Annotated in this window: 22 protein-coding genes; 16 read left to right on the top strand and 6 right to left on the bottom strand. The window is 64.1% G+C overall.

What is annotated here, in order from left to right:
• Position 1 precedes the first annotated feature (1 nt).
• The 8 genes from BOH68_RS11325 (at position 2) to BOH68_RS11290 (ending at position 9662) form a co-directional block, all read left to right on the top strand.
• Positions 2-835, top strand: a complete 834-nt coding sequence (locus BOH68_RS11325; RefSeq protein WP_077374065.1) for a WbqC family protein — start codon at positions 2-4, stop codon at positions 833-835.
• The gene (locus BOH68_RS11320) at positions 826-2304 is read left to right on the top strand and encodes a lipopolysaccharide biosynthesis protein (protein ID WP_077374062.1); all 1479 of its coding nucleotides are present in this window, start codon (positions 826-828) and stop codon (positions 2302-2304) included. The genes BOH68_RS11325 and BOH68_RS11320 overlap by 10 nt, the downstream gene beginning before the upstream one ends.
• Complete coding sequence (locus BOH68_RS11315; protein ID WP_077374058.1) at positions 2294-3415, top strand: glycosyltransferase family 2 protein; 1122 nt, start codon at positions 2294-2296, stop codon at positions 3413-3415. The genes BOH68_RS11320 and BOH68_RS11315 overlap by 11 nt, the downstream gene beginning before the upstream one ends.
• Positions 3412-4428, top strand: a complete 1017-nt coding sequence (locus BOH68_RS11310; protein WP_077374054.1) for a phosphoribosyltransferase family protein — start codon at positions 3412-3414, stop codon at positions 4426-4428. Before BOH68_RS11315 ends, BOH68_RS11310 begins: the two co-directional genes overlap by 4 nt.
• Before the next feature lie 52 nt (positions 4429-4480).
• On the top strand, positions 4481-5278 hold the full coding sequence (locus tag BOH68_RS11305) for a glycosyltransferase family 4 protein (protein WP_077374051.1): 798 nt from the start codon (positions 4481-4483) through the stop codon (positions 5276-5278).
• Between the two features lie 8 nt (positions 5279-5286).
• Entirely contained in the window at positions 5287-6405 is a 1119-nt protein-coding gene (locus BOH68_RS11300; RefSeq protein WP_077374048.1) for a hypothetical protein, read from the top strand.
• Between the two features lie 118 nt (positions 6406-6523).
• Positions 6524-7696, top strand: coding sequence for a glycosyltransferase family 4 protein (locus BOH68_RS11295; RefSeq protein ID WP_077374046.1), 1173 nt, complete (start codon positions 6524-6526; stop codon positions 7694-7696).
• Between the two features lie 859 nt (positions 7697-8555).
• On the top strand, positions 8556-9662 hold the full coding sequence (locus tag BOH68_RS11290; RefSeq protein ID WP_077374040.1) for a glycosyltransferase family 4 protein: 1107 nt from the start codon (positions 8556-8558) through the stop codon (positions 9660-9662).
• 28 nt (positions 9663-9690) lie between these two features.
• Here BOH68_RS11290 and BOH68_RS11285 read toward each other — a convergent pair whose 3' ends face one another.
• The 3 genes from BOH68_RS11285 to BOH68_RS11275 all read right to left on the bottom strand — a co-directional run bounded on the left by BOH68_RS11285 (position 9691) and on the right by BOH68_RS11275 (position 13148).
• On the bottom strand, positions 9691-10947 hold the full coding sequence (locus BOH68_RS11285; RefSeq protein WP_170877381.1) for an NAD(P)/FAD-dependent oxidoreductase: 1257 nt from the start codon (positions 10945-10947) through the stop codon (positions 9691-9693).
• A gap of 201 nt (positions 10948-11148) precedes the next feature.
• On the bottom strand, positions 11149-11721 hold the full coding sequence (locus BOH68_RS11280; RefSeq protein WP_077374034.1) for a carboxymuconolactone decarboxylase family protein: 573 nt from the start codon (positions 11719-11721) through the stop codon (positions 11149-11151).
• Between the two features lie 98 nt (positions 11722-11819).
• The gene (locus BOH68_RS11275; protein WP_077374031.1) at positions 11820-13148 is read right to left on the bottom strand and encodes an aspartate aminotransferase family protein; all 1329 of its coding nucleotides are present in this window, start codon (positions 13146-13148) and stop codon (positions 11820-11822) included.
• A 165-nt stretch (positions 13149-13313) separates the two neighbouring features.
• Between BOH68_RS11275 and BOH68_RS11270 the strand changes: the two genes are divergently transcribed.
• The 4 genes from BOH68_RS11270 (at position 13314) to eat (ending at position 18335) form a co-directional block, all read left to right on the top strand.
• Positions 13314-14246 carry a MurR/RpiR family transcriptional regulator gene (locus tag BOH68_RS11270; RefSeq protein ID WP_077374027.1) on the top strand — a complete coding sequence of 311 codons (933 nt, stop codon included), beginning with the start codon at positions 13314-13316 and terminating at the stop codon, positions 14244-14246.
• A gap of 295 nt (positions 14247-14541) precedes the next feature.
• Complete coding sequence (locus tag BOH68_RS11265; RefSeq protein WP_077374024.1) at positions 14542-15948, top strand: ethanolamine ammonia-lyase subunit EutB; 1407 nt, start codon at positions 14542-14544, stop codon at positions 15946-15948.
• Positions 15945-16832, top strand: a complete 888-nt coding sequence (eutC, locus tag BOH68_RS11260) for an ethanolamine ammonia-lyase subunit EutC (protein ID WP_077374021.1) — start codon at positions 15945-15947, stop codon at positions 16830-16832. Before BOH68_RS11265 ends, eutC begins: the two co-directional genes overlap by 4 nt.
• Positions 16833-16928: 96 nt before the next feature.
• Entirely contained in the window at positions 16929-18335 is a 1407-nt protein-coding gene (eat, locus tag BOH68_RS11255; RefSeq protein WP_077374019.1) for an ethanolamine permease, read from the top strand.
• Between the two features lie 93 nt (positions 18336-18428).
• Here the strand turns inward: eat and thiE are convergent, their stop codons facing one another.
• Positions 18429-19052 carry a thiamine phosphate synthase gene (thiE, locus tag BOH68_RS11250; RefSeq protein WP_077374016.1) on the bottom strand — a complete coding sequence of 208 codons (624 nt, stop codon included), beginning with the start codon at positions 19050-19052 and terminating at the stop codon, positions 18429-18431.
• Complete coding sequence (gene thiM / locus BOH68_RS11245; protein ID WP_077374013.1) at positions 19042-19881, bottom strand: hydroxyethylthiazole kinase; 840 nt, start codon at positions 19879-19881, stop codon at positions 19042-19044. Before thiM ends, thiE begins: the two co-directional genes overlap by 11 nt.
• Before the next feature lie 409 nt (positions 19882-20290).
• Between thiM and BOH68_RS11240 the strand changes: the two genes are divergently transcribed.
• Entirely contained in the window at positions 20291-21361 is a 1071-nt protein-coding gene (locus BOH68_RS11240) for an endonuclease/exonuclease/phosphatase family protein (RefSeq protein ID WP_258038209.1), read from the top strand.
• 162 nt (positions 21362-21523) lie between these two features.
• Here the strand turns inward: BOH68_RS11240 and yghX are convergent, their stop codons facing one another.
• Complete coding sequence (gene yghX / locus BOH68_RS11235) at positions 21524-22411, bottom strand: YghX family hydrolase (RefSeq protein ID WP_077374010.1); 888 nt, start codon at positions 22409-22411, stop codon at positions 21524-21526.
• A gap of 220 nt (positions 22412-22631) precedes the next feature.
• On the opposite strand from yghX, the gene BOH68_RS11230 reads away from it, so the two are divergent.
• From BOH68_RS11230 to BOH68_RS11220, 3 genes are all read left to right on the top strand, one after another.
• The gene (locus tag BOH68_RS11230; RefSeq protein ID WP_157109441.1) at positions 22632-22808 is read left to right on the top strand and encodes a hypothetical protein; all 177 of its coding nucleotides are present in this window, start codon (positions 22632-22634) and stop codon (positions 22806-22808) included.
• Positions 22809-22989: 181 nt separating this feature from the next.
• Positions 22990-23403 (top strand): Lin0512 family protein, encoded by a 414-nt coding sequence (locus BOH68_RS11225; RefSeq protein WP_077374004.1) that lies wholly within the window; start codon positions 22990-22992, stop codon positions 23401-23403.
• On the top strand, positions 23400-23777 hold the full coding sequence (locus BOH68_RS11220) for a Lin0512 family protein (RefSeq protein ID WP_077374001.1): 378 nt from the start codon (positions 23400-23402) through the stop codon (positions 23775-23777). The genes BOH68_RS11225 and BOH68_RS11220 overlap by 4 nt, the downstream gene beginning before the upstream one ends.
• The last annotated feature ends 18 nt before the right edge of the window (positions 23778-23795 follow it).

Here is a 23795-nt window from a genome sequence, read left to right as displayed (position 1 = left end):
GATGAACATCGCGATCATGCAACCCTATCTGTTGCCGCATCTGGGCTACTTCCAGCTGATGCACGCCTGTGACGAATTCCTCATCTATGACGACGTCGCCTACATTCCGCGTGGCTACATCAACCGCAACAGCGTGCTGCTGGGCGGCAAGGCCCATCGCTTCACGCTGTCGGTGCCGGATGCCTCACCCAATCGGCGCATCAGCGAGCTGTCGTTCGCGCCGACCCCCCAGTCACTGTTGACCACTCTGCACCATGCCTATGCCAAGGCGCCGCATTACGCAGAGGTCATGCCGCTGCTGCAGACGATTCTCATGCATGAGGATCGCCGCATCGGGGCACTGTGCCAGTTCAGCTTCGAGACGATCTGCCGCTATCTGGGGCTCGAGTGTCGCTTCGCGCTGACCAGCGAGATGGATTACGAGCGTAGCCAGTCGGCGCAGGACCGTCTCATCGAACTTTCCCGCCAGCGCGGCGGGCGCGGCTACGTCAACAGTATCGGCGGGCGCAAGCTCTACCGGGGGGAGGCCTTCGAGCAGGCAGGGCTGCGTCTGTCCTTTCTCTCCAGCCATCCGCGTGATTACCGCCAGGCAGCGTCCGGCGCACGTGAGGGCGAGTTCGTCGGCAGTCTCTCGATCATTGATGTGCTGATGTGGTGCTCACCCGCTGACGTCGTCTCGCGGCTGGCGGAGTACACCCTGCTGTCGGGAGATGCACCCTGGGGGCCCGCCGCTGAGGGCATGGATCAGCTCTGGCAGCCGTCGCTTGCAGAGCCTGCTTCGCGCCCGCGCGCCTCTTCACGAGAAGCAGCCGGAGGCGTCGCCGCGTGTCACTGACCCACAAGACGACCATCGGCATCCTGTGGAATTTCATGGATCAGCTGTTGCGCCGTGGCATGGCCAGCATCGTCACCTTGCTGCTGGCCCGTCTGCTGCTGCCGGAAGACTTCGGGCTGCTGGCCATGGTGCTGGTCTTTCTGACCATCGCCTCGGCCATGATGGATTCGGGCCTGCAGCAGGCCATCCTGCGTCTGCCGACTCTCGGCCCGCGTGATGCCAGCACCGCCTTCTTCAGCAACATCGGCTTCGGGGTGGTGGCCTATGCGCTGCTGTACTTCAGCGCCCCGTTGATTGCCGATTTCTACGCTGAACCACGACTTGTCGTGCTGGTGCGTATCGGCGGGCTGGTGGTGCTGATCAACGCCTTCGAGGTGATCCAGGGCGCGATGCTCAACCGGGCGCTGGATTTTCGCACCCGCATGAAGGCCGGCATCCCCGGCAGCGTGATCTCGGGCAGCGTCGCGGTGTTGCTGGGCTGGCTGGGCTTCGGGGTCTGGGCGCTGGTGGGCCAGATGCTGACGGCGGCCTTCGTGACCACGGCACTGATGTGGTGGTGGGGCAGCTGGCGTCCGCACCTGACCTTCGACATGGACGCCTTCAAGGCCATGTTCAGCTTCGGCTACAAGATGTTTCTGTCGCGCATGCTGGACGTGGTGTTCGTCAATCTCTACGTGCTGGTGATCGCCAAGCTGTTCGCGGCCTCGGTGGCGGGGCTGTTCTTCTTTGCCGATCGCCTCAAGGAGCTGGTGCTCAATCAACTGGTCGCCGCGATCCAGAACGTGACCTTCCCGGCCCTGGCCAGCATCCAGCATGACCCGGTGCGGCTGAAGGATGCCTATCGACGCATTCTGCAGCTGATGGTCTATCTGCTGTTCCCCGGGGTGCTGCTGATGGCGGCGCTGGCCCGTCCGCTGTTCGAGGCACTGTTCCCCGACCGCTGGCTGGACGCCGTGCCCTATCTGCAGTTGATGTGCATTGCCGCCGTCATGTATCCGCTCAGTTCGCTCAACCTCAATGTGCTCAAGGTCAAGGGGCGCTCGGACCTGTTCCTGGGGCTTGAGGTGATCAAGAAGCTGCTGATCTGTGTGGTGCTGGCGCTCACCTGGCAACACGGCGTGATCGCGATCCTGATCGGTCAGATCGTGGTGGCAGTGCTGTCCTACATCCCCAATGCGTGGTTCTCGCGAACGCTGATCGATTACAGCATCCGCGAGCAGTGCGTCGACTTCCTGCCGAGCCTGATGCTGTCATCGATCATCGCGCTTTGCTGCTGGCTGGCGGTGGAGCATCTGGCGGCATCGCCAGAGTGGTCTCCGTGGGCGGCGCTGCTGGGACTGGGATGTCTCTCCGGCGCAAGTTACCTGTTGCTCTCTTGCCTGCTGCGCTTTCCGGCCTGGCAGTCGGGTGTTGGTCTGATACGAGATCGTCTTTCACAACGGAAAGTGGAGAATCTTCATGCTAGCTGAATTGAGCTATTCCCAGGCGCAGGGTACCCCGGTCACGGGGGGCGCCCTCGAGGAAGGGCCGATTCCGGTTCCCCCGGCGCCGGCGGATGAAGCCACCATCATGGCGGACTGGGAGGGGAATCTCTCCACGCCGCGTGTCTCGGTGATGTGCTTCGCCTTCAATCACGGCGACTACATCGCGATGGCGCTGGATGGTTTTCTGATGCAGCGCACGCGGTTTCCCTTCGAAATCGTGGTGCATGATGATGCCTCCACCGACGGCACGCGCGAGATCATCGAGGAGTATGCCGCGCGTTACCCCTCCATCATCCGGCCGATCCTGCAGGACGTGAACCAGTACTCGCAGCACGTGTGGCCCATCACCTTCTGCATGCCGGTGATGCGCGGCGACATCATCGCTTACTGCGAAGGGGATGATTACTGGGTCAAGGCCGACAAGCTGGCGCGTCAGGTGGCGCTGTTCGATGCCAACCCGCGTGCCACCGTGTGCTTCCACCCGGCCATCGAGTATGACGAGCATCGCGATGAGCATTCGATCATCTGCCGCTATGCCGACAGCGTCGCGCGTCTCTCCCCCGAGGCCATCATCGGGCTGCGGGGCGGCTCCATTCCGTCACCGGCGCTGACCTTCCGCCGCGTGGAGTCGCATGTGGACGCCATGCTGGAATCCTACCGTGGTGCGCCGATCATGGACTTCTTCCTGCAGGCCTACATGGCGCTGCTGGGTGAGACGCTCTATTACGAGGATGCCGCCTGCGTCTATCGTCGCAACGCCAAGGGCTCCTGGACCTCCCAGCAGCAGGATCATGAGGTCGAGCAGCGCTACCAGCGCGACATGCTGGCCGCCATCGACACCTTCTATGGCGCCACGCGCACGCTGCCGGAAGCCGACACCCTGTATATCCCGCTCTATCACTACTTCAAGCAGTACGTGATGGCGCCCGGCACCACCCAGCAGCGCCTCGCCAACTTCCGCCGCGGGCTGGGCTATCTGCACCACATGCAGCGCAACAAGGTGCTGTCGCTGGTCCGCCGCGACATGTTCGCCAAGCTGACGCGTCGCAAGGCTGCCACGCCCGGGCAGGCGAAGGACACGGAGGCAGCGGCATGAACTATCGCAGCTACGGCGATCTGGGCCGTGACATCGCCAGTCAGATGTCACGCCTGCAGGCAGGGGACTTCGACCTGATCGTCGGCATTCCGCGCAGTGGCATGGTGCCGGCCTACATGATCAGCGCGATGCTCAATCGCGCCTGTACCGATCTCGATACCTTCCTGGCGGATGGCGTGCCCGGCAAGGGCATCACGCGCAAGTTGCGCGAGTCCACCGCCGGCGAGGTGTCCGAGGAAGGCACACGTTCCGCCTGGGCCTATCGTCGCGTGCTGCTGGTGGATGACAGCCTCAACAGCGGTGCCTCGCTCAAGGCCTCCCTGGCGCGCATCCCGGCGGATTGCCCCTGCGAGATCATGACCTGCGTGATCTACGCCAACCCCGGGGTCACCAATGAAGTGGATCTGGCGCTCGTCGAGCTCGAACACCCGCGCGCCTTCCAGTGGAACCTCTTCCACCATCCGGCACTGGAGGATGCCTGCGTGGATATCGATGGCGTGCTGTGTCTCGATCCTTCTCCCGAAGACAACGATGACGGCCCGCGCTATCGCAGATTCCTGCTCGAGGCGACCCCGCTGCATCTGCCCACCTACCGGGTGCACTCGCTGGTCACCAACCGTCTCGAGAAGTACCGCCCCGAGACGGAGGCCTGGCTTGCGCGCCATGGCGTGACCTATGAGCGACTGATCATGCTGGATCTGCCGAGCAAGGAAGCGCGACTGAAACTGGGCTGTCATGCCAGCCACAAGGCCGGCTATTACCGCGAGTCGGGCTGTCGGCTGTTCATCGAGAGTGAAGTGGGGCAGGCCAGCAGCATCGCGCAGATGACCGGCAAGCCGGTCTACTGCGTGGATGCCCAGCAGATGGTCAACCCCGAATGGCTGGCCATGCTGAAGTTGCAGCGTGGCAAGTGGATGACACGCCAATGCAAGCGTGGCATCCGCCGGGTGATGAAGCTGCTGCCGGCTTCCTGGGAGCGTCAGGCACGGGGCGTCTTCCAGCGAGTGGCATGAACCTCGCGCGGACACCCCCTCGAGGGTGTCCATCCACTGCAAAGGAATCGTTATGAAAACGCACAGGATGGCGCTATTCGTCTCGGCCGGCTCCGATCATGGCGAGACTCGTCAGATGCTGGCGCTGGCCGCGGGTCTGACCCGCCTGGGACACGAGGTGGATGTGGTACTGCCGCATGCCGAGGAAGACGTCGTCACGTCGCTGGCGCATGGCGTGCGTCTGGTGGAGCTTGGCAGGCAGGGGCCGTTGGCCCTGTCATTGGCCCTGACGCGCTACCTGGCGCGCCACAAGCCCTGTGTGCTGATGTCCAGCGGTCTGGAAGCCAACCTGACGGCGCTCAAGGCGGCGCGCCTCAATCGGCGGCGCGTGCCGGTGGTCATCCACCACGTCGCGGCGCTGGCGCAGGAGCTGGCAGCGGCGGGGAATCGTCGCGACGCGGCAAGACGTGCGATGGCGCTCAAGTATCCGCAGGCGGCATTGGTGATCGGGGCCAGCGAAGCGATCACTCAGGCACTGGCCAGCGAGGCAGGCATCCCGCAGGCGAATACCGCGCAACTGGATCTCGCGCCACAGCGCATCGGTGGCGCGGCGCACGCCGGGGAATCGTCTGCGGAGCTGGAAGAAGGGCCCTTGATGCGGTGTCTGTGGCTCTTGATGCAGGCGGCAGGCATGAACACGCAAGAGCTGGAAGACAGCCCGTCAGTCGCGTCCGCGACTCCCGCACGCGTGCAGGGACGGGACACGCAGACCGTGCCGGTCACCGCGTTTGCGGGTGACAGGGCATCGGCGACGTATCGCGTCACGGCCAATGCCGGCCTGTCTGCTACACACACCGACGTCAGGGACTGAGCCGTTTCATGGAAGCCATACTGCTCGACCTGCCCAATCTGCTCGTCTGTCTGGTACTGGTGATGGTGGGCTTCGTGCGCGGGTGGGTGACCCGCAACGTCGCGATCATCCTGAGTCTGAGCAGCCTGGTGCCTTACCTGCTCAACAATGTGCTGTTCTCGCCGGAATACATGCCGGACCAGTTCCGTTACTGGGAGCAGGTACTGGCCATGCGCAGCATGGACTGGGACTCGATGGATCACTCGCTGACCGTCTCGTTCTCCTCGAGCCTGCTGGCCCTGCTGCCATTGCCGCTGGTGGAGACGATTTCCAGTCTGGGATTCTTCAACAAGTTTCTCTACATCGGCGGGCTGATGGTCATGCTGCGCCGCGGGATCATCTCGCATGCGGTGCTGCTGTTCCTGCTCTGCTACCCGAGTCTGGTGCTCTACAGCTCGCTGAGTCTGCGCGACACCCTGGTGACGGGCTTCATGCTGGCCAGCTTCCTGCTGGCCATCGAACGGCGACCGGGCTGGGCACTGCTGATGCTGATGCCGCTGTGGCTGATCAAGTTCCAGAACATGCTGATCATGCTGGTGTTCCTCGGCGTCTACGTGGTCTACGACGTCAGCCGTCGTGGCCTTTCCACCAAGCGCTTCTGCTGGTTGCTGGTCGGTCTGGTCGCCAGCGTACTGATCATCTATCCGCTGGCGGTGGACCAGATCAACTTCTTCCGTGCGGCCATGTACATCGAGGATGGCGGCAAGAAGGAGGATGTCGAGATCATCCAGGGCTTCGGCGACTTCGTGGTCACGGGCATCCAGGGGGCGCTGTACTTCCTGATCAAACCGCTGCCCTGGGAGGCGGCCAACCCGCTGCAGCTGATCCAGGCCGGCGAGAATCTGCTGGTGGTGGTCTTCCTCGTCTGGCTGACCCTGCAATGCTGGCAGGTCCAGCGCGAGAAGACGCTCTTCTGGCTGCTGTACCTGATCGGCGCCTTCACCATCTATGGACTGGTGGTCTTCAACTACGGGACGGCAGTGCGCTACCGCTTCCCGTTCCTGGTCATCTACGTGGTCTGCATGGCCTACGACACCGGGCTGATTCGCCGCTGGCAGCAGGAACGCCGCCCGGCCTTGCTCGACTGACGCCTCGCGCTGATCGCCTGCCCGCACACTTCCCGCCGCTCATGTGGCTGGCAGATCACCGGGCAGGCGATCCGTGCCCCTCGCTTGTTCCTCTGCATCACATGCCAAGGATAGCCACATGCCGACATCAGATTCCCGGCCCGCCACGGTGGTGCTGGTCTCCAACTCGTCCTTCTTCCTCTACAACTTCCATCACGGTGTCATCGAGGGCCTGCGCGACACGGGCTATCGCGTGGTGTGTCTCGCTCCCACCGATGCACACAGTGCGCGCCTGGTCGATGAGCTCAAGGTCGAGCATCGGCCGCTGGGGATGGAAGGCAAGGGCACGTCACTCGTGGGTGAGGGCAAGAGCCTGATGGCGCTGTTGATGACGCTGCTCAAGCTCAGGCCACGCTATGTCCTCAACTTCACCATCAAGGCCAATATCTACTCGGGGCTTGCCTGTCGCCTGCTCAACATCCCCTACACCAACAACGTCTCGGGACTGGGCACCGCCTTCCTCCACGACAGCTGGCTGTTCCGCCGGGTACGGGCGCTCTACGGCATCGCCAATCGCGGCGCACGCTGCGTGTTCTTCGAGAACCGGGATGACCAGGCGCTGTTCCTGCGCATGGGGCTGCAGAAGTCGACACCTTCCGTGGTGCTGCCCGGAGCGGGGATCGACCCTGAACGCTTCGCCTTCACCGAACAGCCCCAGAGCCCGCCGCTGACCTTCGTGATGGTCGCGCGGCTCATTGCCGACAAGGGCGTGCGGGAATACGTGGCAGCGGCGGAACGCCTGCATGAGCGCTATCCCCAGGCACGCTTCTGGCTGATCGGGCCGTCGGGCATCAGCAACCGCACCGCGATCAGTGACGAGGAAATCGCCCAGTGGCGTGCGCGGGGCGTCCTGCATTATCTGGGGGAACAGCGTGATGTCAGGCCGTTCCTGGCCGAGTCCAACATCCTGGTGCTGCCGTCCTACCGAGAAGGCATGCCGCGAACGGTACTCGAAGCGGCCTCGATGGGGCGTCCCGCCATCGTCAGCGACGTGCCCGGCTGTCGCAGCTCGGTGCTGCCGGGGGCCACTGGCTGGCTGTGCGAGGCCGGCAGCATCGACTCTCTCGAGCAGCACATGCAGGCCTGCCTGGAAATGCCCCGCGAGGCCCTGGAGGCGGCGGGGCTGGCCTCACGGGAGCGTATCGAGCGCGAGTTCGATCAGGCCATCGTGGTACGGGCCTATCTCGGGTGCATGCAGCACACCCTGGCGCCGGAAATCGGACGGGGACGCGGCGCGATGTCACCGGCCTGAGCGGCGAAAGCATGACGGATTTGCTGCTATGCAGTGCGGCGAATATCGGAAACGGCGTGCGCGCGAGAGGCGCATAATGGACAGACCACGTTACCTGTCAGGCCGTCATCCTTCTGGTGCCTGCGCCGCCGTTACCTTCACGTCGTCATCGCCTTGTCGTTACCACGCCCACACGGCGCGAGCCCGCGGTGTCAGTCTGCCGAGTAGAGGGCAGCGCATGATGGCGATTGCGCCATTTGACTGTCCTGCCAGTTGCCATGCACGTAATGGAAGCATCTCGGGGTCGTGCCCGGGATATCTGAGAATACATGGAGTAGAGAGTCATCATGCGTGGATATCGTTTCTGCACCCAATGTGGCGGTGCCAGCGTGCACCGTATCAAGCGCCACTGGTGGCAGCGGCTGATCGGGCTGCCGCCTCGCTATCATTGCGAGGACTGTGGCGTGATTGACCAGGTCTCCGACAGGGAGCATCACCCAGCTCTGCATGAGGCGAAGCCGGGCGGTAGAGCCTCCTCCTGAGCGACGCATGATGTCTGGTGACACTGTGATCGTGGGCCGAGCTCGCGATTGTCAGGCGAGACAGCGCGATGGCCATGCGTGATCGACCCTCGCCAGAGCCTCCGGACATGGCTTCTCGCCAGAGCCCCTCGAACTGGCTTACGAGCTAGCCTTTCGAAATGGCTCACTCGATATCGTCCACTCGAAATAGCCCTTCAAAATAGACCCCGCCATCGACACTCGTCGGTGGCGGGTTTTTTCTGCGCCGGAGATTGTCATGTCTGGTGCACCGCGCCCCTGGCTGCGCCTGCCGGACACGGCTCTCCTGCGTGAATTTCCCTGCACGGAGCGCATGAGAAATGAAGATCCTGTTCATCGTCGGCAATCTTTCCAGTGACGGCGGTACGGAACGCGTGACCTGCGAGATCGCCAGTGGACTGGCACGCGCGGGACATGATGTCACCATCGCCAGCCTGTTCGGTCCCGCGACCACCTCCTTTCATCTCGATGACGCTGTCATGACCAGTGAGCTCAAGCTCAAGGAAGCGCGCGGTGGCGTGCGCCGCTTCATGGGCATCAGCTCGGGTCTGCTTGCCAAGGTGCGCCGCCATCAGGCGGATGCGGTGATTCTGGTGGACTCCATCCTGTTCGCCTTCTGTGCGTCATGGGCACCTTTCGTGCGTTCGCGACTGGTGTGCTGGGAGCACTTCAATCTCGGCACGCATCATGGCTCGCACCTGCGCACGGTGGGGCGCTCGACCGCGGTGCGTCTGGCGGATGCCATCGTGGTGCTGACCGAGCGGGACGCCACGGCGTGGCGTGCACGCTATGGCATCACCGACAAGGTGCAGGCGATCTGGAATCCGGTGCCGCGCATCCCCCAGGAGAATGCGCCGACTCAGGCATCGCGCACCGTGCTGGCCGTCGGCCGCCTCACCGAGCAGAAGGGATTTGATGTCCTGCTGGAGGCCTGGGCCAGGGTCGCCCGTCAACATCCGGACTGGCGACTGCGCATCGTCGGCTGGGGAGAGGATGAGAACGCCCTCAAGGCCCAGGCCTGGACGCTGGGGCTGAGCGAGAGCGTGGTCTTCGTCGGTCGCACCTCCCGGGTGGAAGAGGAGTATCAGCGGGCGGCGCTGTTCGCGATGAGTTCGCGCTGGGAGGGATTGCCGATGACGTTGCTGGAGGCGCAGTCCTTCGGTCTTCCCGTGGTCTCCACCAACTGCGAGACCGGCCCGGCGGAAATCCTTCAGGGCGGCAGTGGCGTGCTGGTGGATGTGGAAGATGCTGCGGCACTGGCGCGTGAGCTCTGCCTGCTGATCGAGGACGCGCCGCGGCGCCAGCAGATGTCCCTGCTGGCGCGCGAGAACGCGGCACGCTTCGATGCCGACGTCCTGTGTGACGAGTGGCAGCAGCTGCTGGCGCGCATGCTGCCCGGGCAGCGGATGCTGGACAAGGCATCCTGAGGCTCGGCCTCGAATGCCTCGCGCAATATCAGAAACGTGCCGGGGAGCAGGGTGCCAGCCAGTCAGGTAAGCCTTCGGCTAAACACTCGCTGACAAGTCGCCCGGTCACGCCCGCCAGGGTCACGCCGATATGCTGGTGGCCATAGGCATGGATCACGCGCGGCTCGTTGGGTGACGGGCCGATCACCGGCACGGAGTCCGGCAGGGTGGGGCGAAAGCCCAGCCAGCGCCGGGCTACCGGGGCATCCAGTCCCAGCACCCTGCGCACTCGGGTTTCCAGATAGTCGAAGCGGGCCGGGTTGGCGGGCCCTGCAAGCGAACTCAACTCCACGGTGCCTGCCACTCGCAGACGCGGCCCTTCGGCGCCTCGCAGAGGCGTCATGTAGAAGGCGCTCTCCACCGGACAGGTCGGGCGGTTGAGCGGCGAGTGCTCGAGATCGAATTCGATGTGGTAGCCACGCTCGGTATCCAGCGGAATCCTGTCGCCGATCTGGCGGGCGAGATGTGCCGACCAGGCCCCGGCCGCCAGTACCACGCGGTCCGCCATCAGCCGTCTGCCGTCGGCGTACTCCAGCAGCATGCCGGAGGCCTGAGAGCTCAGGCGGGTGACCTCGGCGGTGACGAGTCGGCCCTCCTCACGCAGCGGAGCGGCCAGGGTATCGATGAACACCTGCGAGTCATCCAGATGACAGGAAGAGGGGAACAGCACGCCGCCGGCGGTATGGCCTGCCATGGCGGGTTCCAGCGCGATCAGCTCGTCCGCTGTCAGTACCTGCTGCTGGATGCCGAGCTGGTCACGCAGCCGGATATCGCCCTGTGCGGCCTGCAGGTTCTCGGCCTTGCCGTAGGCATATAGACAGCCCTTGCGCTGAATCATCCCGGCCGCCGCCGGGGCAGCGTCCAGCAGCGGCTGATAGTCCTCGTAGGTGTGACTGAGCAGACGCGCCAGCATCTCGCTGTTGGCTCGAAAGCGCGTGGCGTTGCACTGACCCATGAAGCGCATCAGCCAGGGCGAGAGTCTCGGCAGGCACTTCCAGTCGATGACGAAGGGGGAGTCAGGTGACAGCAGCAGCGAGGGCATGCTGCGCCAGATCTCGGGGCGAGCGATGGGCAGGCAGCCATAATCCGCCAGGGTACTGGCATTGCCGAAGGAGGTGCCGCTGGCGATGCCCTCGCGCTCGATCATCGTCACCTCGTGGCCGCTGCGCCGCAGCCATAGGGCGCAGGCGACACCGACGGCGCCCGCGCCGATCACGGCCACTTCCGTGTGTTCGCTATCACTCATCGAATGCTCACCATGTTGTCTTGTCGTTGTTGTCGGGGTGCTTGCGCCGCAATGCATCGTGCCCCGGAGTCAGCCGGGGCGCAGAGTGTGACAACCCGAGCATGCCTCGCAGGGGAAATCTCGGCAAGGGCGTCCTGCGTCTCGGCAGCGTGTCCGCCAGGGCGATGGGCGCCAGGCGATGAGCGACTTGCGGCGAGCGGTTCAGGAGCCGTTCGGCTCCTCGAAGGGCAGCGGGATGTCATCGCCACGCCGCACGGCGAACACGTTCAGCGTCATCGCCACCAGAGCGTAGTAACCCAGTATGCCAACCAGTTCGACCACGACCGTCTCGCCGAACATCGCGACGGCCTCGGCATACAGCGCATCATCGATACGCCGCTCGGCGTAGAGCGCGCGGGTGAATCGGTGGATCAGCCGCTCATCATCGCGGTCGAAATCAGGCTCCCGCTCCTCGCGCAGTGCCGTGATGACATCCGGCGAGAGACCGGCCTGCTCGGCGATCGGCGCGTGGATCTGCCATTCCGCCTGGGACTTCCACCACACCGCCGTGGTGAGAATCGCCAGCTCGCTCAGGCGCAGCTCAAGGCCGGTAGCGTAGCGGCAGAAGGCGCCGAGTCGCTGGGCGTGATTGGCAAGCTCCGGACTGTGGACCCAGGCCAGAAACGGGCCATCGAGGTTGCCGCGCGGGCCGCTGAGAATCTCGGCGATCACCTCACGTTGGGCTGCGCTCATGCTGGCCTCATCCAGTTCGGTCAGGCGCGATGTGATCGCCATGGCAGAAGCTCCGTTCTGTGGGTGAATGACAGGTCGCCGATCAGTACGGGTACCAGCAGGCCCGGCGACAGGAACGGCAACGGATCGAGGGGGAAACATCACAGGCTGGCCAGGGTGGTGTCGATGGCACGCCCCAGCCTGTCGGTGATCTCGTCCAGATGTGAGTCTTCCAGCATGAACGGCGGCGCCAGCAGGATGTGATCGCCCTGGCGGCCATCCAGGGTGCCGCCCATCGGGTAGCACATCAGGCCTTCGGCCATGGCAGCCTTCTTGAGGCGAGCATGCAGCTTGAGCGCAGGGTCGAAGGGCAGCTTGGTGTCGCGGTCGGCCACCAGCTCCACGCCCTGGAAGAGACCGCGACCACGGATGTCGCCGATGTGGGGATGGTTCGCGAAGCGCTCGCCCAGGCGTGCTTGCAGTCCCTCGCCGAGGACGTTGACACGTGTGAGCAGGTCGCGGGACTCGATGGCCTGCTGGACGGCCAGCGCCGCGGCACAGGCGGTGGCATGGCCGATGTAGGTATGGCCGTGCTGGAAGAAGCCGGAGCCATTGGCGATGGCATCACGAATGCGCTGGCTGACTAGGGTCGCGCCGATCGGTTGATAGCCGGCGCCCAGTCCCTTGGCGATGGTGATCAGGTCCGCCGTGATGCCTTCCTGCTCGGCGGCGAACAGGCTGCCGGTGCGTCCCATGCCGCACATCACCTCGTCGAGAATCAGCAGCACGCCGTAGCGGTCACAGACCTCGCGGATGCGCGTGAAGTAGCCCGGCACCGCCGTGACGGCCCCCAGGGTGGCACCGACCACCGGCTCGGCCACGAAGGCCATCACGTTCTCACCGCCCAGCCGCAGGATTTCCGCCTCAAGCTCGGCGGCGAGACGCACGCCCATCGCCTCGGGCGTCTCGTCGGGTTGCTGGTCCCGATAGGCGTAGCAGGGGCTGACGTGACTGACGTTGATCAGCAGCGGCTCGAACTGCTGGCGGCGCCAGGCATTGCCGCCGGTGGCCAGCGCGCCCAGCGTATTGCCGTGATAGCTCTGACGCCGCGCGATCAGATGCTTGCGTTGGGGCTGGCCGATCTCGACGAAATACTGACGGGCCAGCTTGAGCGCTGCCTCGACCGCTTCCGAGCCACCGGAGACGAAGTAGACGGAGTCGAGCCCCTCGGGGGCGCGCTCGATGAGGAAGTCGGCCAGCTGCTCCATCGGCTCGCTGGTGAAGAACGAGGTATGCGCGTAGGCCAGTCGGCTGACCTGATCCTTGATGGCCTGAGCTACCGCTTCATCGCTGTGGCCCAGGCATGACACGGCAGCGCCACCGCTGGCATCCAGATAACGGCGACCCTCTCGGTCGACGATGTAGGGGCCATCGCCTTGCACGGCGGTGGGGTAGTCCTGATGGAGGTTGCGATGGAAGACGTGGCTCATGGGGGCTCCGTGGGGCGGGGGTGCGAAGGTGTAATGCAAATATGTAGTGCATTTGTCGTTTATGCAATCAATAATTGCATGTTGTCGCTTGTGCCTTCGGACTCGACCCGCCAGAGATGCTACCGTTGCCGCCATCTGTCCTGTCCCTTGCCAAGGAGGCATCCCATGCCCCCATCCTCCCGAGCCCCCGGGCCCGCATCCCCTGACTCGCCGCCGGAGACCCTGGAAGGGTTGAAGCAGCTGCTGGTGGCGATCGATCGTCGTGAGGTGGAGATCCGCCTCGGCGCGAGTTCCCGACGCGTGCTGGCCGTGCTGATCGAATCGCCGCAGCGCACGGCGGTATCTTCCATCAGCCAGCTGGCGGAGATGACCGGCGTGAATGCCTCGACCTTCTCGCGTCTGGCGCAGCGGCTGGGCTATGAGGGCTTCAGCCGGTTTCAGGCTGTCTTCCGTCAGGCCGTGACGGATGGCCAGCATTTCTACAGCGCCCAGGCGGCGCAACTCTCGTCACGTGATGCGGATAGCACCGCCATGGCGCAGCTGGCGCGGTTGGGGCGACAGGAAAGCGCCAATATTCTCGGCATGTTGGAGAGGGTGGACGCCGCGGCCTTCGAGGCCGCGACCACCTTGCTGGCAGAAGCCCCGCGCGTGCGCCTGCATGGCATGCGCCAGTTCAATTCCTTGGCACTGTTCATGGCCTATGGACTTGGCATGCTGCGCTCGGATGTGGCGCCGCTGGATGCCAGTCGTCAGGGCGTGGCGGATGCGCTGGCCCAGCTGGCGGCCGGCGACGTGCTGGTGGTGGCCAGCTGCTTCCCCTATACCCCAAGCGTGGTGGCCTGCGCCGAGGTCGCGGTGAAACGCGGTGTCGTGGTGATCGCGTTGACCGATTTGGCCAGCTCCCCGCTGGCGCCGCTGGCGCGCCACAGTTTCCATGTGCCCAATCACAGCCTCTTCTACAGCAACAGCATGAGCGCCTTCATGTTTCTCGCCGAAGGCCTGCTCAGCGAGGTGGCCAGCAAGCTGGGAGAGGCAGGCGTGGCCTCGCTCAAGCAGCGCGAGGCGATCATCACGGAGCTGGGTGGCGCACGTCGCTGATCTGGCGCCGATGCACTTGTCCCATCTCATGCGGCATGGCTGGGCGGGCGCACCAATTGGCAGCATCTGTCTGCTCGCCTCCGTTCGCGAATGACTGAAGGCGCGCCAATCTGGTGCGAGGGTGTCGCCGCGGTGATGTTCACTCTCGCCGTGCAGGCGTGTCAGTCATGAAGGCACGCCTTGCATCGTGGGATCTGCAGGCATGTGCAGGACCAAAGAGGGACCTGAAGAAATTGGCGTGATTCCTGCAAAACGACTGAGATGAAATGACATCTGTCAGTGCAAGGAATCACCCATGAGTCGCGAATACCGTTACACCCTGGGCAGTCAGGTCCATCGCTTCGCCAGTCTGGCCGAGCTGATGGCCAAGGCGACCCCCGCCCGCTCCGGAGATCGCCTTGCTGGCGTGATCGCGGAAACCGCCGAAGAGCGAGTGATCGCTCAGCTGTGTCTGGCCGAATTGCCCCTCAAGACCTTCCTGGACGACGTGCTGATTCCCTACGAACAGGACGACATCACCCGCCTGATCATCGATGAGCATGATCCGGTAGCCTTCCTGCCGATCGCCCATCTCACCGTCGGTGACTTCCGCAACTGGCTGCTGAGTGACCTCGCGACGCCGGCGGTGCTGGCGCAGGTGCGTGCCGGCATCACCCCGGAAATGGCCGCGGCGGTCAGCAAGCTGATGCGCAATCAGGACCTGATTCTGGTCGCGAAGAAGTGCGAGGTGGTCACGGCCTTTCGCAATACCATCGGCAAGAGCGGCCATCTCTCCACGCGCCTGCAGCCCAACCATCCCACCGATGATGTCACCGGCATCGCTGCCAGCATTCTCGATGGCCTGCTCTACGGCAACGGCGACGCCGTGATCGGCATCAATCCGGCCACCGACAACGTGGCCCAGAGCATCAAGCTGATGCGTCTGATGGATGAAGTGATCCAGAAATACGAAATCCCCACCCAGTCCTGCGTGCTCACCCACGTCACCAACACCATTGAATGCATCGAGCAGGGCGCTCCGGTGGATCTTGTCTTCCAGTCCATCGGCGGCACCCAGGCCACCAACGAGAGCTTCGGCGTCGAGCTTTCCGTGCTGGCGGAGGCCCAGCAGGCCGCGCTGTCGCTCAAGCGCGGCACGGTGGGCGACAACGTGATGTATTTCGAGACCGGCCAGGGCAGTGCGCTGTCCGCCGATGCCCATCACGGCCTGGACCAGCAGACCTGCGAGGCACGCGCCTATGCGGTGGCCCGCAAGTACTCGCCGTTGCTGGTGAACACCGTGGTCGGCTTCATCGGTCCCGAGTATCTGTTCAATGGCAAGGAGATCATCCGCGCCGGCCTCGAGGACCACTTCTGCGGCAAGCTGCTGGGCCTGCCGATGGGCTGCGACATCTGCTACACCAATCATGCCGATGCCGACCAGAACGACATGGATACCCTGCTGACGCTACTCGGGGTGGCCGGCTGCAGCTTCATCATGGGCATCCCCGGCTCCGATGACATCATGCTCAACTATCAGACCACCTCCTTCCACGATGCTCTCTATGCACGACGGGTGCTGGGCCTGGGCCCGGCGCCGGAATTCGCCGCCTGGCTCGAGGAGATGCAGATCTTCACCGATGTCGCCCAGCAGAAGCTGCCCGCTGACATGCCATCCTGCTTTGCCGACTCCCTGCGTCAGGTATCCGGAGGTGAGGCATGAGCCACGACTCCTCCCCCAGTGATGCGTCATCCGCGGCTCGCGAGGGCCAGCAGGGAACGGCTGTCAGCGAATCGCCCGCCATCGTCACGCCCAATGCCTGGCAGTTGCTGGGGCAGTTCACGGATGCGCGCATCGGCCTGGGCCGCGCCGGCATCAGCCTGCCGACCAACCGCTCGCTGGAATTCCAGCTGGCGCATGCCCGCGCGCAGGACGCCGTCCATCTGCCGCTGGAGATTCCCCGGCTGACCGAAGATCTCCAGCAGCTGTCTGCGCTCGAGAACGCCCCGCAGATCCAGCGACTGCACAGTCGCGCCGTGGATCGCACCACCTATCTGCAACGCCCCGACTACGGTCGGCGTCTTGATGAGGCCTCGTGTGAGCAATTGTCCAGCCTCGCACCGGAGCCTGCGGATCTGGCCATCGTGATCGTCGATGGGCTCTCGTCTCTGGCGGTCCAGAACAACGCCGCGCCTTTCATCGCGGCATTGCTGGAAACGCTTGCCGAGGATGGTCCGGATGCCTGGACGCTGACACCCATCAGCGTGGTGGAGCAGGGACGGGTCGCGATCGGCGATGAAGTCGGTGAACTGCTCAAGGCGCGGGCGGTGCTGGTGATGGTCGGCGAGCGCCCCGGTCTCAGTTCTCCGGACAGCCTCGGCCTCTATCTCACCTGGCAGCCGCGCGTCGGCCTCAGTGATGCCAGTCGCAACTGCATCTCCAACGTGCGCCCGGCAGGGCTTGACTTCGCCATGGCTGCCCAGCGTCTGCATTACCTGCTGCGCGAGGCACGCAAGCTCGGCCTCACCGGGGTGGGGCTCAAGGACAGAAGTGGTGACAACTCGCTGGAGAGCGGGGGCGGTATCCAGAACTTCCTGCTGTCCTGAGGGTATGGCAGCGCATCAGCGGGAATCTCCCGATCCAACAATGACAATGCTTGACGGAAACTAGGCGGCACCATGACTCGCGACACGAATCACGACATGAATCACGACACCAACGAGCAGGACTATCTGGCCAGACGCCAGTTGAAGAAGGGCACGGCGGGCTGGATTCTGCTGGCGGGACTTGGGGTCTCCTATGTGATCTCCGGCGATTTCGCCGGCTGGAATTTCGGTATCGCGGAGGCGGGCTGGGGCGGCTTCGCGATCGCGGCGCTACTGATGGGCATCATGTATCTGGCGCTGGTGCTGTCGCTGGCGGAAATGTCAGCGGCGATACCGGCCGCCGGCAGCGGTTACAGCTTCGCGCGTCAGGCCATGGGCCCGGCTGGCGGCTATCTCACGGGCCTTGCGATATTGATCGAATATGCGCTGGCCCCCGCAGCCATCGTCATCTTCATCGGCAGCGCGGTGGAGTCGCTGCTGGGCATCAATGGTCCGATCATCTACGCCATCTTCTACCTGGTGTTCATCGGCATCCACCTGGCGGGGGTTGGCGAGGCGCTCAAGGTGATGATGGTGATCAGCGGCCTGGCGGTGTTCGCGATCATCGCCACCGCGGTCGCGCTGATCGGTGACTTCGACAGCAGTCGCCTGTTCGACATCGCGCCGACGGATGCCTGGGGTGCCAGCGATTTCATGCCCAATGGCTGGTATGGCATCTGGGCCGCGCTGCCCTTCGGCATGTGGCTGTTCCTGGCCGTGGAAGGGGTGCCGCTGGCGGCAGAGGAATCGCGCAACCCAGCTCGTGATGTCCCGCGTGGCATCATCGGCGCCATGCTGTTTCTGATGTTCACCGCCGTGCTCGTCGTCTTCCTGCTGGCCGGTGCCGCCGGTGCCGAGGCGATCGGCAGCAGTGCCGTGCCGCTGGTGGATGCGCTGAACGCGACCGGCAGCGAAGGGCTGGCGACGCTGGTCAACGTGCTGGCGCTGGCCGGGCTGGTGGCCTCGTTCTTCTCGATCATCTACGGCTACAGCCGTCTGGTGTTCGCGCTGTCACGGGCCGGCTATCTGCCCAAGACGCTGTCGCTGACCAGCAAGCGCAAGGCGCCGACCTGGGCGCTGGTGGTGCCGGGCGTCTTCGGTTTCCTGGTCTCGCTGACCGGTGAAGGCGATCTGATCCTGGGCATGGCGGTGGTGGGGGCGACCGTCTCCTACGCACTGATGGCCGCCAGCCACATCCTGCTGCGCCTGCGCCAGCCGCAGATGGCGCGCCCCTATCGCACGCCGGGTGGCATCGTGACATCCGCCATCGCGCTGGTGCTGTCGCTGATCGCGCTGACCGGGGTCTATGCCTTTGACCCGCGCGCCTTCAACTACACCGTGGTGCTGTTCGTGGTGGGCATCGCCTACTACGCCATCTTCAGTCGCCATCAGCTGGTGGCGAAGACCGCCGAGGAAGAGTTCGCGCTGGTGGCCAATGCCGAGAGTGATCTCGCGGCCAGCTGATCCGCTCAGGCAGACCCTTTAGCAAAGACGACAACGCCCGCCATGGCTGACCATGGCGGGCGTTGTCGTCTCTATCTGATGGGCAGGATCAGATCAGAAAGGATACTGCGCCAGAAATTGCTGGGCGGCGGCGGCGGGGTCCTCGGCACAACACAGCGCCGAGACCACGGCGAGGCCGTCAGTGCCGCTGCTCATGACGTCTCCCGCATTGGTCAGCGAGATGCCGCCGATGGCCACCGTCGGCAGCGGGCTTGAGCGCACCAGCTGGGTGAGTCCTTCGATGCCCAGCGGTGCGGCGTGATCGGGCTTGGTCGCGGTGGCATAGACCGGGCCGAGGCCGAGGTAGTCGATGCGCTCGACATCGACGGCCTTGAGCTGCTCAAGCGTCTGGACCGACAGGCCGATCAAGGCATCTTCACCCAGGCGGCGACGCGCCTCGACCGGGTCGCCATCGCTCTGGCCGATGTGCAGGCCATCGGCGCCACTGGCCAGCGCGACCTCGATGCGGTCATTGATGATCAGCGGCACCTCGTACTCGTCCAGCAGCGCCTTGAGGCGGATGGCCTGGGCGATCATCTTCTCGTCGCTGGCGTGCTTGTCGCGCAGCTGCACGACACTGACGCCACCGCGCACGGCGGCCATCACGGTGGCTTCCAGGCCGCGCTCGGCGCACAGCGCGGGGTCGGTGACCAGGTAAAGGGATAGATCAAGTGACATCGGTCAGCTCCAGGCGAGAGGCAAGCAGAGTGGAATCGGCGTCGAGAGTATACAGGGCATCCAGGAAGCGTGGCACGAAGCTGCCCGGGCCCTCTACTGACTGGCCCGCCGTCTCACCGGCCTCGGCGTAACAGGCCAGCGCGGCGGCGGTGGCCTGCAAGGTGTCGTCATGTCCGTCGAGTGAGGCGGCGAGGAAGGCGGCGACCACGCTGCTCAGTGCGCAGCCCATGGCGGTGACGCGGCCCATCAGCGCATGGCCGCCCTGAATCGTGATTTGCCGCTGGCCATCGGTGACGACATCGACGTGGCCGGTCATCGCCACCACGCAGTTCTGCGTGCGCGCCAGGGCGACGGCGGCGCGGCTGGCGCGCTCCAGCGCATCCTCACTGTCATCGCCGCTGTCCACGCCACGGCCCTGATTCATCTCGCCGGCCAGCGCCAGCACCTCCGAGGCATTGGCACGTATCACGCTGGGGCGATATTCCAGCAGCGCGCGGCACGCGTACTGGCGCAGGCTGGAGGCGCCGATGCCGACGGGGTCCAGCACCCAGGGTTTGCCATCGCGGTGGGCGCACATCGCCGCCAGCTGCATGGCCTCGATCCAGCTGGGCGATAGGGTGCCGATATTGATCGACAGCGCCGCACTGATGGCGGAGATCTCCTGGATCTCCTGCTGCGCATGCGCCATCAGCGGCGAGGCCCCAATGGCCAGCAGGGTATTGGCGGTCGGTGTCATGGCGACATGGTTGGTGATGTTGTGCACCAGTGGCGTGGTCTGACGCAGACGGCGCAACGCGTTGCCGGGGGAGTGGGATGGCGATGGGGTCATGGGAGCTCGCGGTGGAAGACAGGAAAGACAGGGAAGACGCTGTGAGTCGAGGGTAAGAGCTTGCGCTGCAAGGTCAAGCGGCGACCGTCGTGAGCGTGTGGATGACCCGGTAGTCATCGAAAGTCGCGCAAAGGGTAATAAATAACATCATGGTTCTATAAACCTTGACGACAAGTCCATAAGATACAGGGCCTTACGGTCTTTTGTGTACGAGTCATCAGTCAAGGGTCATGCAGTGATACGCACAGGTCATCGCGGTAGCGTCAGCAATTCGAGCAGCAGTCACTCAAATATCGCCAGCAACAGCAGCACGAGTAGCATCAGCAAGAACACGCGCGGCCGGCAGCCCTCTGATGGCTCTCGGCTTGAGCGGATTGTCAGACGGGTGGTGACGGCGCTGGCAGTCCCCGTGCTGTTGGGCGCTGCGGCCACCAGCCAGGCGAATGCGGTGATTGCCAGCTGGAATCTGAAACATGCCGGCTGGAACAACGGCAAGCATCTCGAGCAGGTCGCGGCGGTGGCCAGCCACATGGATCTGATCGGCCTGCAGGAGGTGATGAAGGAGGAGGTCGTCAGCGAGCTCGAGCAGCAGCTGGAGGCCCTGACCGGCGACGAGTGGGACAGCCTGGTCAGTCATGCGGTGGGGCGCAGCACCTATACCGAGCGTTACGCCTATCTGTATCGCGACAAGACGATCGCCTATCAGGGCGGGGCTACCGTCTATCTCGATCCCGAGGATGTGTTCTCGCGCGAGCCGCTGCTCGCCACCTTCGTCGAGAAGGACACTGGGCGGGCCTTCAGCGCCGCCAACGTGCACATCGTCTATGGCGACAGCAAGGCGGATCGCTCTCCGGAAATCCGCGCGCTGGCGGATATCTATGACCTGATGAAGGAAATCTCGCCCGGCACTCCGGCGATCATCATGGGCGACTTCAACATGGCACCGACCGAGCCTGCGTGGGGAGATCTGCGTACCCTCGGCCTGCGCCCGCTGATCACCGAGGGTGCGACGACGCTCTCCAAGACCGATGGCCGCTATGCCTCGCTCTACGACAACATCTGGTATGTGCCGAGCGAATGGCCCAGGGCCAATGGCGACGTGTTCCGCTTCCCGGACTATCTGGGCATCAGTCATGAGACAGCGCGTGCCGATGTCTCGGACCACGCCCCGATCTATCTGTCGGTGACCGGCGAGACACTGGCGTTGCTGCCGCTGGAGGGTAGTCAGCCGCAGGCAGCCGGGGCAGAGGTCGCCTCCCGCAGGGCGTCAAAGACCTCCAGTTCAGCGAGTCAGACCTGTATCGACCTCAACACCGCCAATGCCGACCAGCTGGATCAGCTGCCCAATATCGGACCGGCGCGTGCCGCAGACATCATCCGTCAGCGTCCATGGAGTTCCAGCGGCCAACTGACCCGCATCAGCGGTATCGGCCAGGGCACGCTCAGCGAGATCGTCGCCAGTGGGCTGCTGTGCAGCTGAGCTTTTTTCAGAACTGGCCTGTGCTGAACTGATCAGGCCTTAGCCTGAGGAAGTATCGGCCCCGGTCACACGGAAATGACGAAGCCAGCCATCACGCAATCCAGGTGATGGCTGGCTTCGTCGTATCGAGGCTGGTGGCTGTTTCCCCGGTGCCGCCTGAGGTCAGCTCAGATACTTCTCGAACCAGGCAAGGGTTCTGTCCCAGGCGAGCTTGGCGGCCTGTTCGTCATAGCGTGGGGTCGAGTCGTTGTGGAAGCCGTGGTGGGTGCCGGGGTAGAGATAGGCCTCGTAGACCTTGTCATGTTCCTTCAGCGCGGCTTCATAGGCGGGCCAGCCGGCATTGACGCGCTCGTCATGCTCGGCGTACTGCAGCAGCAGCGGCGCCTGGATGGCCGCGACTTCCTCGGCGCGTGGCTGGCGGCCGTAGAAGGGCACGGCGCAGGCCAGTTCCGGGTAGGCGACGGCGGCTGCATTGGAGACGCCCCCGCCGTAGCAGAAGCCGGTGATGCCGATCTTGCCGGTGGTGCGATTCTCGGCCATCAGGTATTCGATGGCGGCAAAGAAGTCGTTCATCAGCTTTTCCGGGTCTACCTGTGCCTGCAGCTCCTTGCCCCTGGGGTCGTTGCCGGGATAGCCGCCCACCGAACTGAGGCCATCCGGCGCCAGCGCGACATAGCCGGCCTTGGCCACACGCCGCGCGACATCCTCGATATAGGGGTTCAGGCCGCGGTTCTCGTGAACCACCACCACGCCGGGCAACGGCCCGCTGGCATTGGCCGGTGTCACTCGATAGGCGCGCACCTCGCCGTGACCTTCGGGAGAGGGGTAGGTGATGTATTCGGCGACGATGTCGGGGTCGGTGAACTCGACCTGTGAGGCCAGTGCGTAGTTCGGGCTTAGACTGGCCAGTATCGAGGTGGCCGTCATGCCCGCGACGGCAAAGGCTGCCGCGCGATCCAGAAACTGGCGGCGGGTGATCTGGCCATGCACATAGCCGTCATACAGCTCCAGCAACTCGGGGGCAAAATCCTTTGCGGTCAGGCGGGTCATGTCAGACTCCTGTAATCAAGGGAATTCTGAACATAGCAACCCTGAGGTGACGCCACCATGTCAGCGCGAGTCTTTTTGTCGGATAGGCGAAGGGAGGCTGAATTCGGCATTCTTCCTGTACTACGCTCACCAGAGCGGTGGCCAATCGCTTGAGGCAAGCGGCGGGTGAGCGGTGAGCCGCCTGAGAAGCGTGCTCAAGACGTCTGACGTGGAGGCCAGCATGACAGAGGCGGAGTATCAGAGATTGCGCTGGAGAAGCATCGCGCTCACCAATGCCCAGTTGGTGTCGGCCGGTCTGGCGGTGGTGAATCTGTTTCGCGGCGATTTCGCCTCGGTGGTGGTGCTCGTCGGGGTCTGCTGGGTGCTTGGCTGGTTCAAGCCCCGCTGGGATGTCTAGCGTCGATGGCGGGCCTATCGCGCCAGTTGCGGATGGATATTCATGAAAGTGGAACGTATTGTATGGAAAAGTGATGTTTGATGGCGGATGATGGCGGAGCAGGCCGAGAGATTGCTCTGACTTGCCTTCATTTCCGTGCCATCGCCATGGCGCGGTGCACGACGTTTCTCAAGGAGGCCACATGTCCAGGACACGCATGGTGACCCAGTTCGGTATGGGCACTTCCATTCGCAGCCAGAACTACACCGAGGCGGCGGCCCGCGGGATTCGTGATGCCCTGTGGCACAACTCCCTGAATGTGGCGGATGCCTTCGGCTTTCCCAAGGAGGCGATGCTGATCGAGGTCGAGATCGGCGTGCAGCAGCCCGACAAGGTCGACAGTGACGCCCTGCTGGGGATATTTCCCTATGGCCAGCCCAGCGTGAAGGTGGTCAAGGGCGGGTTAGACGTGACCAAGCCGGATGGCAGCGGGGTGAGCGTGATCGCCAATGTCGCCCTCATCGTGTCGTTTGACATGCTGGCGAGCGGTACCGACATGCCGGAGCACCCTCAGGCTTCGCGACAGACCCGCCATCCGTCAGGAGGTCAGGCATGAGCGAGCAGCGCATCATTCTCGAGATGGGCACCGGCAATGACCTCTACGGAGAGGACTACACCAAGGCCGCCTGCCGCGCAGTGCAGGATGCCCTGCATCATTCCTCCATCGTGCTGTTTCAGTCCCTGGGCATCGACCATCGTCAGATGCGTGTCGAGGTCACCATCGGCGTACAGACACCGGAGGCCGTGGATGTGGATGCCGTGACACGTGAGCTGCCACGCGGGCGCGCCGAGGTCACGGTGGTGCACGGTGGGCTGAATGTGCATGATGAGGCCAATGGCCAGACCCATGTCATCGCCTCGGCCGCCATCGCGGCAATGCTGGAGATCGAGCACGACGACTGGCAGCTGTGCCCGCCATCGTCTGGATAGTCCGGAGTGTCCAGGCAG

Source organism: Cobetia sp. MM1IDA2H-1 (genome assembly GCF_002916775.2).
GTDB classification, from domain to species: Bacteria; Pseudomonadota; Gammaproteobacteria; order Pseudomonadales; family Halomonadaceae; genus Cobetia; species Cobetia marina.
Note: the sequence above shows the minus strand (reverse complement) of the source record. Positions and strands in the feature narration are given on the sequence as shown.

Bases quoted from the DNA above. Each gene is read 5' to 3' on its own strand.
- BOH68_RS11290 (WP_077374040.1), top strand. From the start codon at position 8,556: ATGAAGATCCTGTTCATCGTCGGCAATCTTTCCAGTGACGGCGGTACG.
- BOH68_RS11300 (WP_077374048.1), top strand. From the start codon at position 5,287: ATGGAAGCCATACTGCTCGACCTGCCCAATCTGCTCGTCTGTCTGGTA.
- BOH68_RS11280 (WP_077374034.1), bottom strand. From the start codon at position 11,721: ATGGCGATCACATCGCGCCTGACCGAACTGGATGAGGCCAGCATGAGC.
- thiE (WP_077374016.1), bottom strand. From the start codon at position 19,052: ATGTCACTTGATCTATCCCTTTACCTGGTCACCGACCCCGCGCTGTGC.
- BOH68_RS11270 (WP_077374027.1), top strand. From the start codon at position 13,314: ATGCCCCCATCCTCCCGAGCCCCCGGGCCCGCATCCCCTGACTCGCCG.
- yghX (WP_077374010.1), bottom strand. From the start codon at position 22,411: ATGACCCGCCTGACCGCAAAGGATTTTGCCCCCGAGTTGCTGGAGCTG.
- thiM (WP_077374013.1), bottom strand. From the start codon at position 19,881: ATGACCCCATCGCCATCCCACTCCCCCGGCAACGCGTTGCGCCGTCTG.
- BOH68_RS11230 (WP_157109441.1), top strand. From the start codon at position 22,632: ATGACAGAGGCGGAGTATCAGAGATTGCGCTGGAGAAGCATCGCGCTC.
- BOH68_RS11315 (WP_077374058.1), top strand. From the start codon at position 2,294: ATGCTAGCTGAATTGAGCTATTCCCAGGCGCAGGGTACCCCGGTCACG.
- eutC (WP_077374021.1), top strand. From the start codon at position 15,945: ATGAGCCACGACTCCTCCCCCAGTGATGCGTCATCCGCGGCTCGCGAG.
- BOH68_RS11275 (WP_077374031.1), bottom strand. From the start codon at position 13,148: ATGAGCCACGTCTTCCATCGCAACCTCCATCAGGACTACCCCACCGCC.
- BOH68_RS11265 (WP_077374024.1), top strand. From the start codon at position 14,542: ATGAGTCGCGAATACCGTTACACCCTGGGCAGTCAGGTCCATCGCTTC.
- BOH68_RS11220 (WP_077374001.1), top strand. From the start codon at position 23,400: ATGAGCGAGCAGCGCATCATTCTCGAGATGGGCACCGGCAATGACCTC.
- eat (WP_077374019.1), top strand. From the start codon at position 16,929: ATGAATCACGACACCAACGAGCAGGACTATCTGGCCAGACGCCAGTTG.
- BOH68_RS11310 (WP_077374054.1), top strand. From the start codon at position 3,412: ATGAACTATCGCAGCTACGGCGATCTGGGCCGTGACATCGCCAGTCAG.
- BOH68_RS11225 (WP_077374004.1), top strand. From the start codon at position 22,990: ATGTCCAGGACACGCATGGTGACCCAGTTCGGTATGGGCACTTCCATT.
- BOH68_RS11305 (WP_077374051.1), top strand. From the start codon at position 4,481: ATGAAAACGCACAGGATGGCGCTATTCGTCTCGGCCGGCTCCGATCAT.
- BOH68_RS11285 (WP_170877381.1), bottom strand. From the start codon at position 10,947: ATGAGTGATAGCGAACACACGGAAGTGGCCGTGATCGGCGCGGGCGCC.
- BOH68_RS11325 (WP_077374065.1), top strand. From the start codon at position 2: ATGAACATCGCGATCATGCAACCCTATCTGTTGCCGCATCTGGGCTAC.
- BOH68_RS11295 (WP_077374046.1), top strand. From the start codon at position 6,524: ATGCCGACATCAGATTCCCGGCCCGCCACGGTGGTGCTGGTCTCCAAC.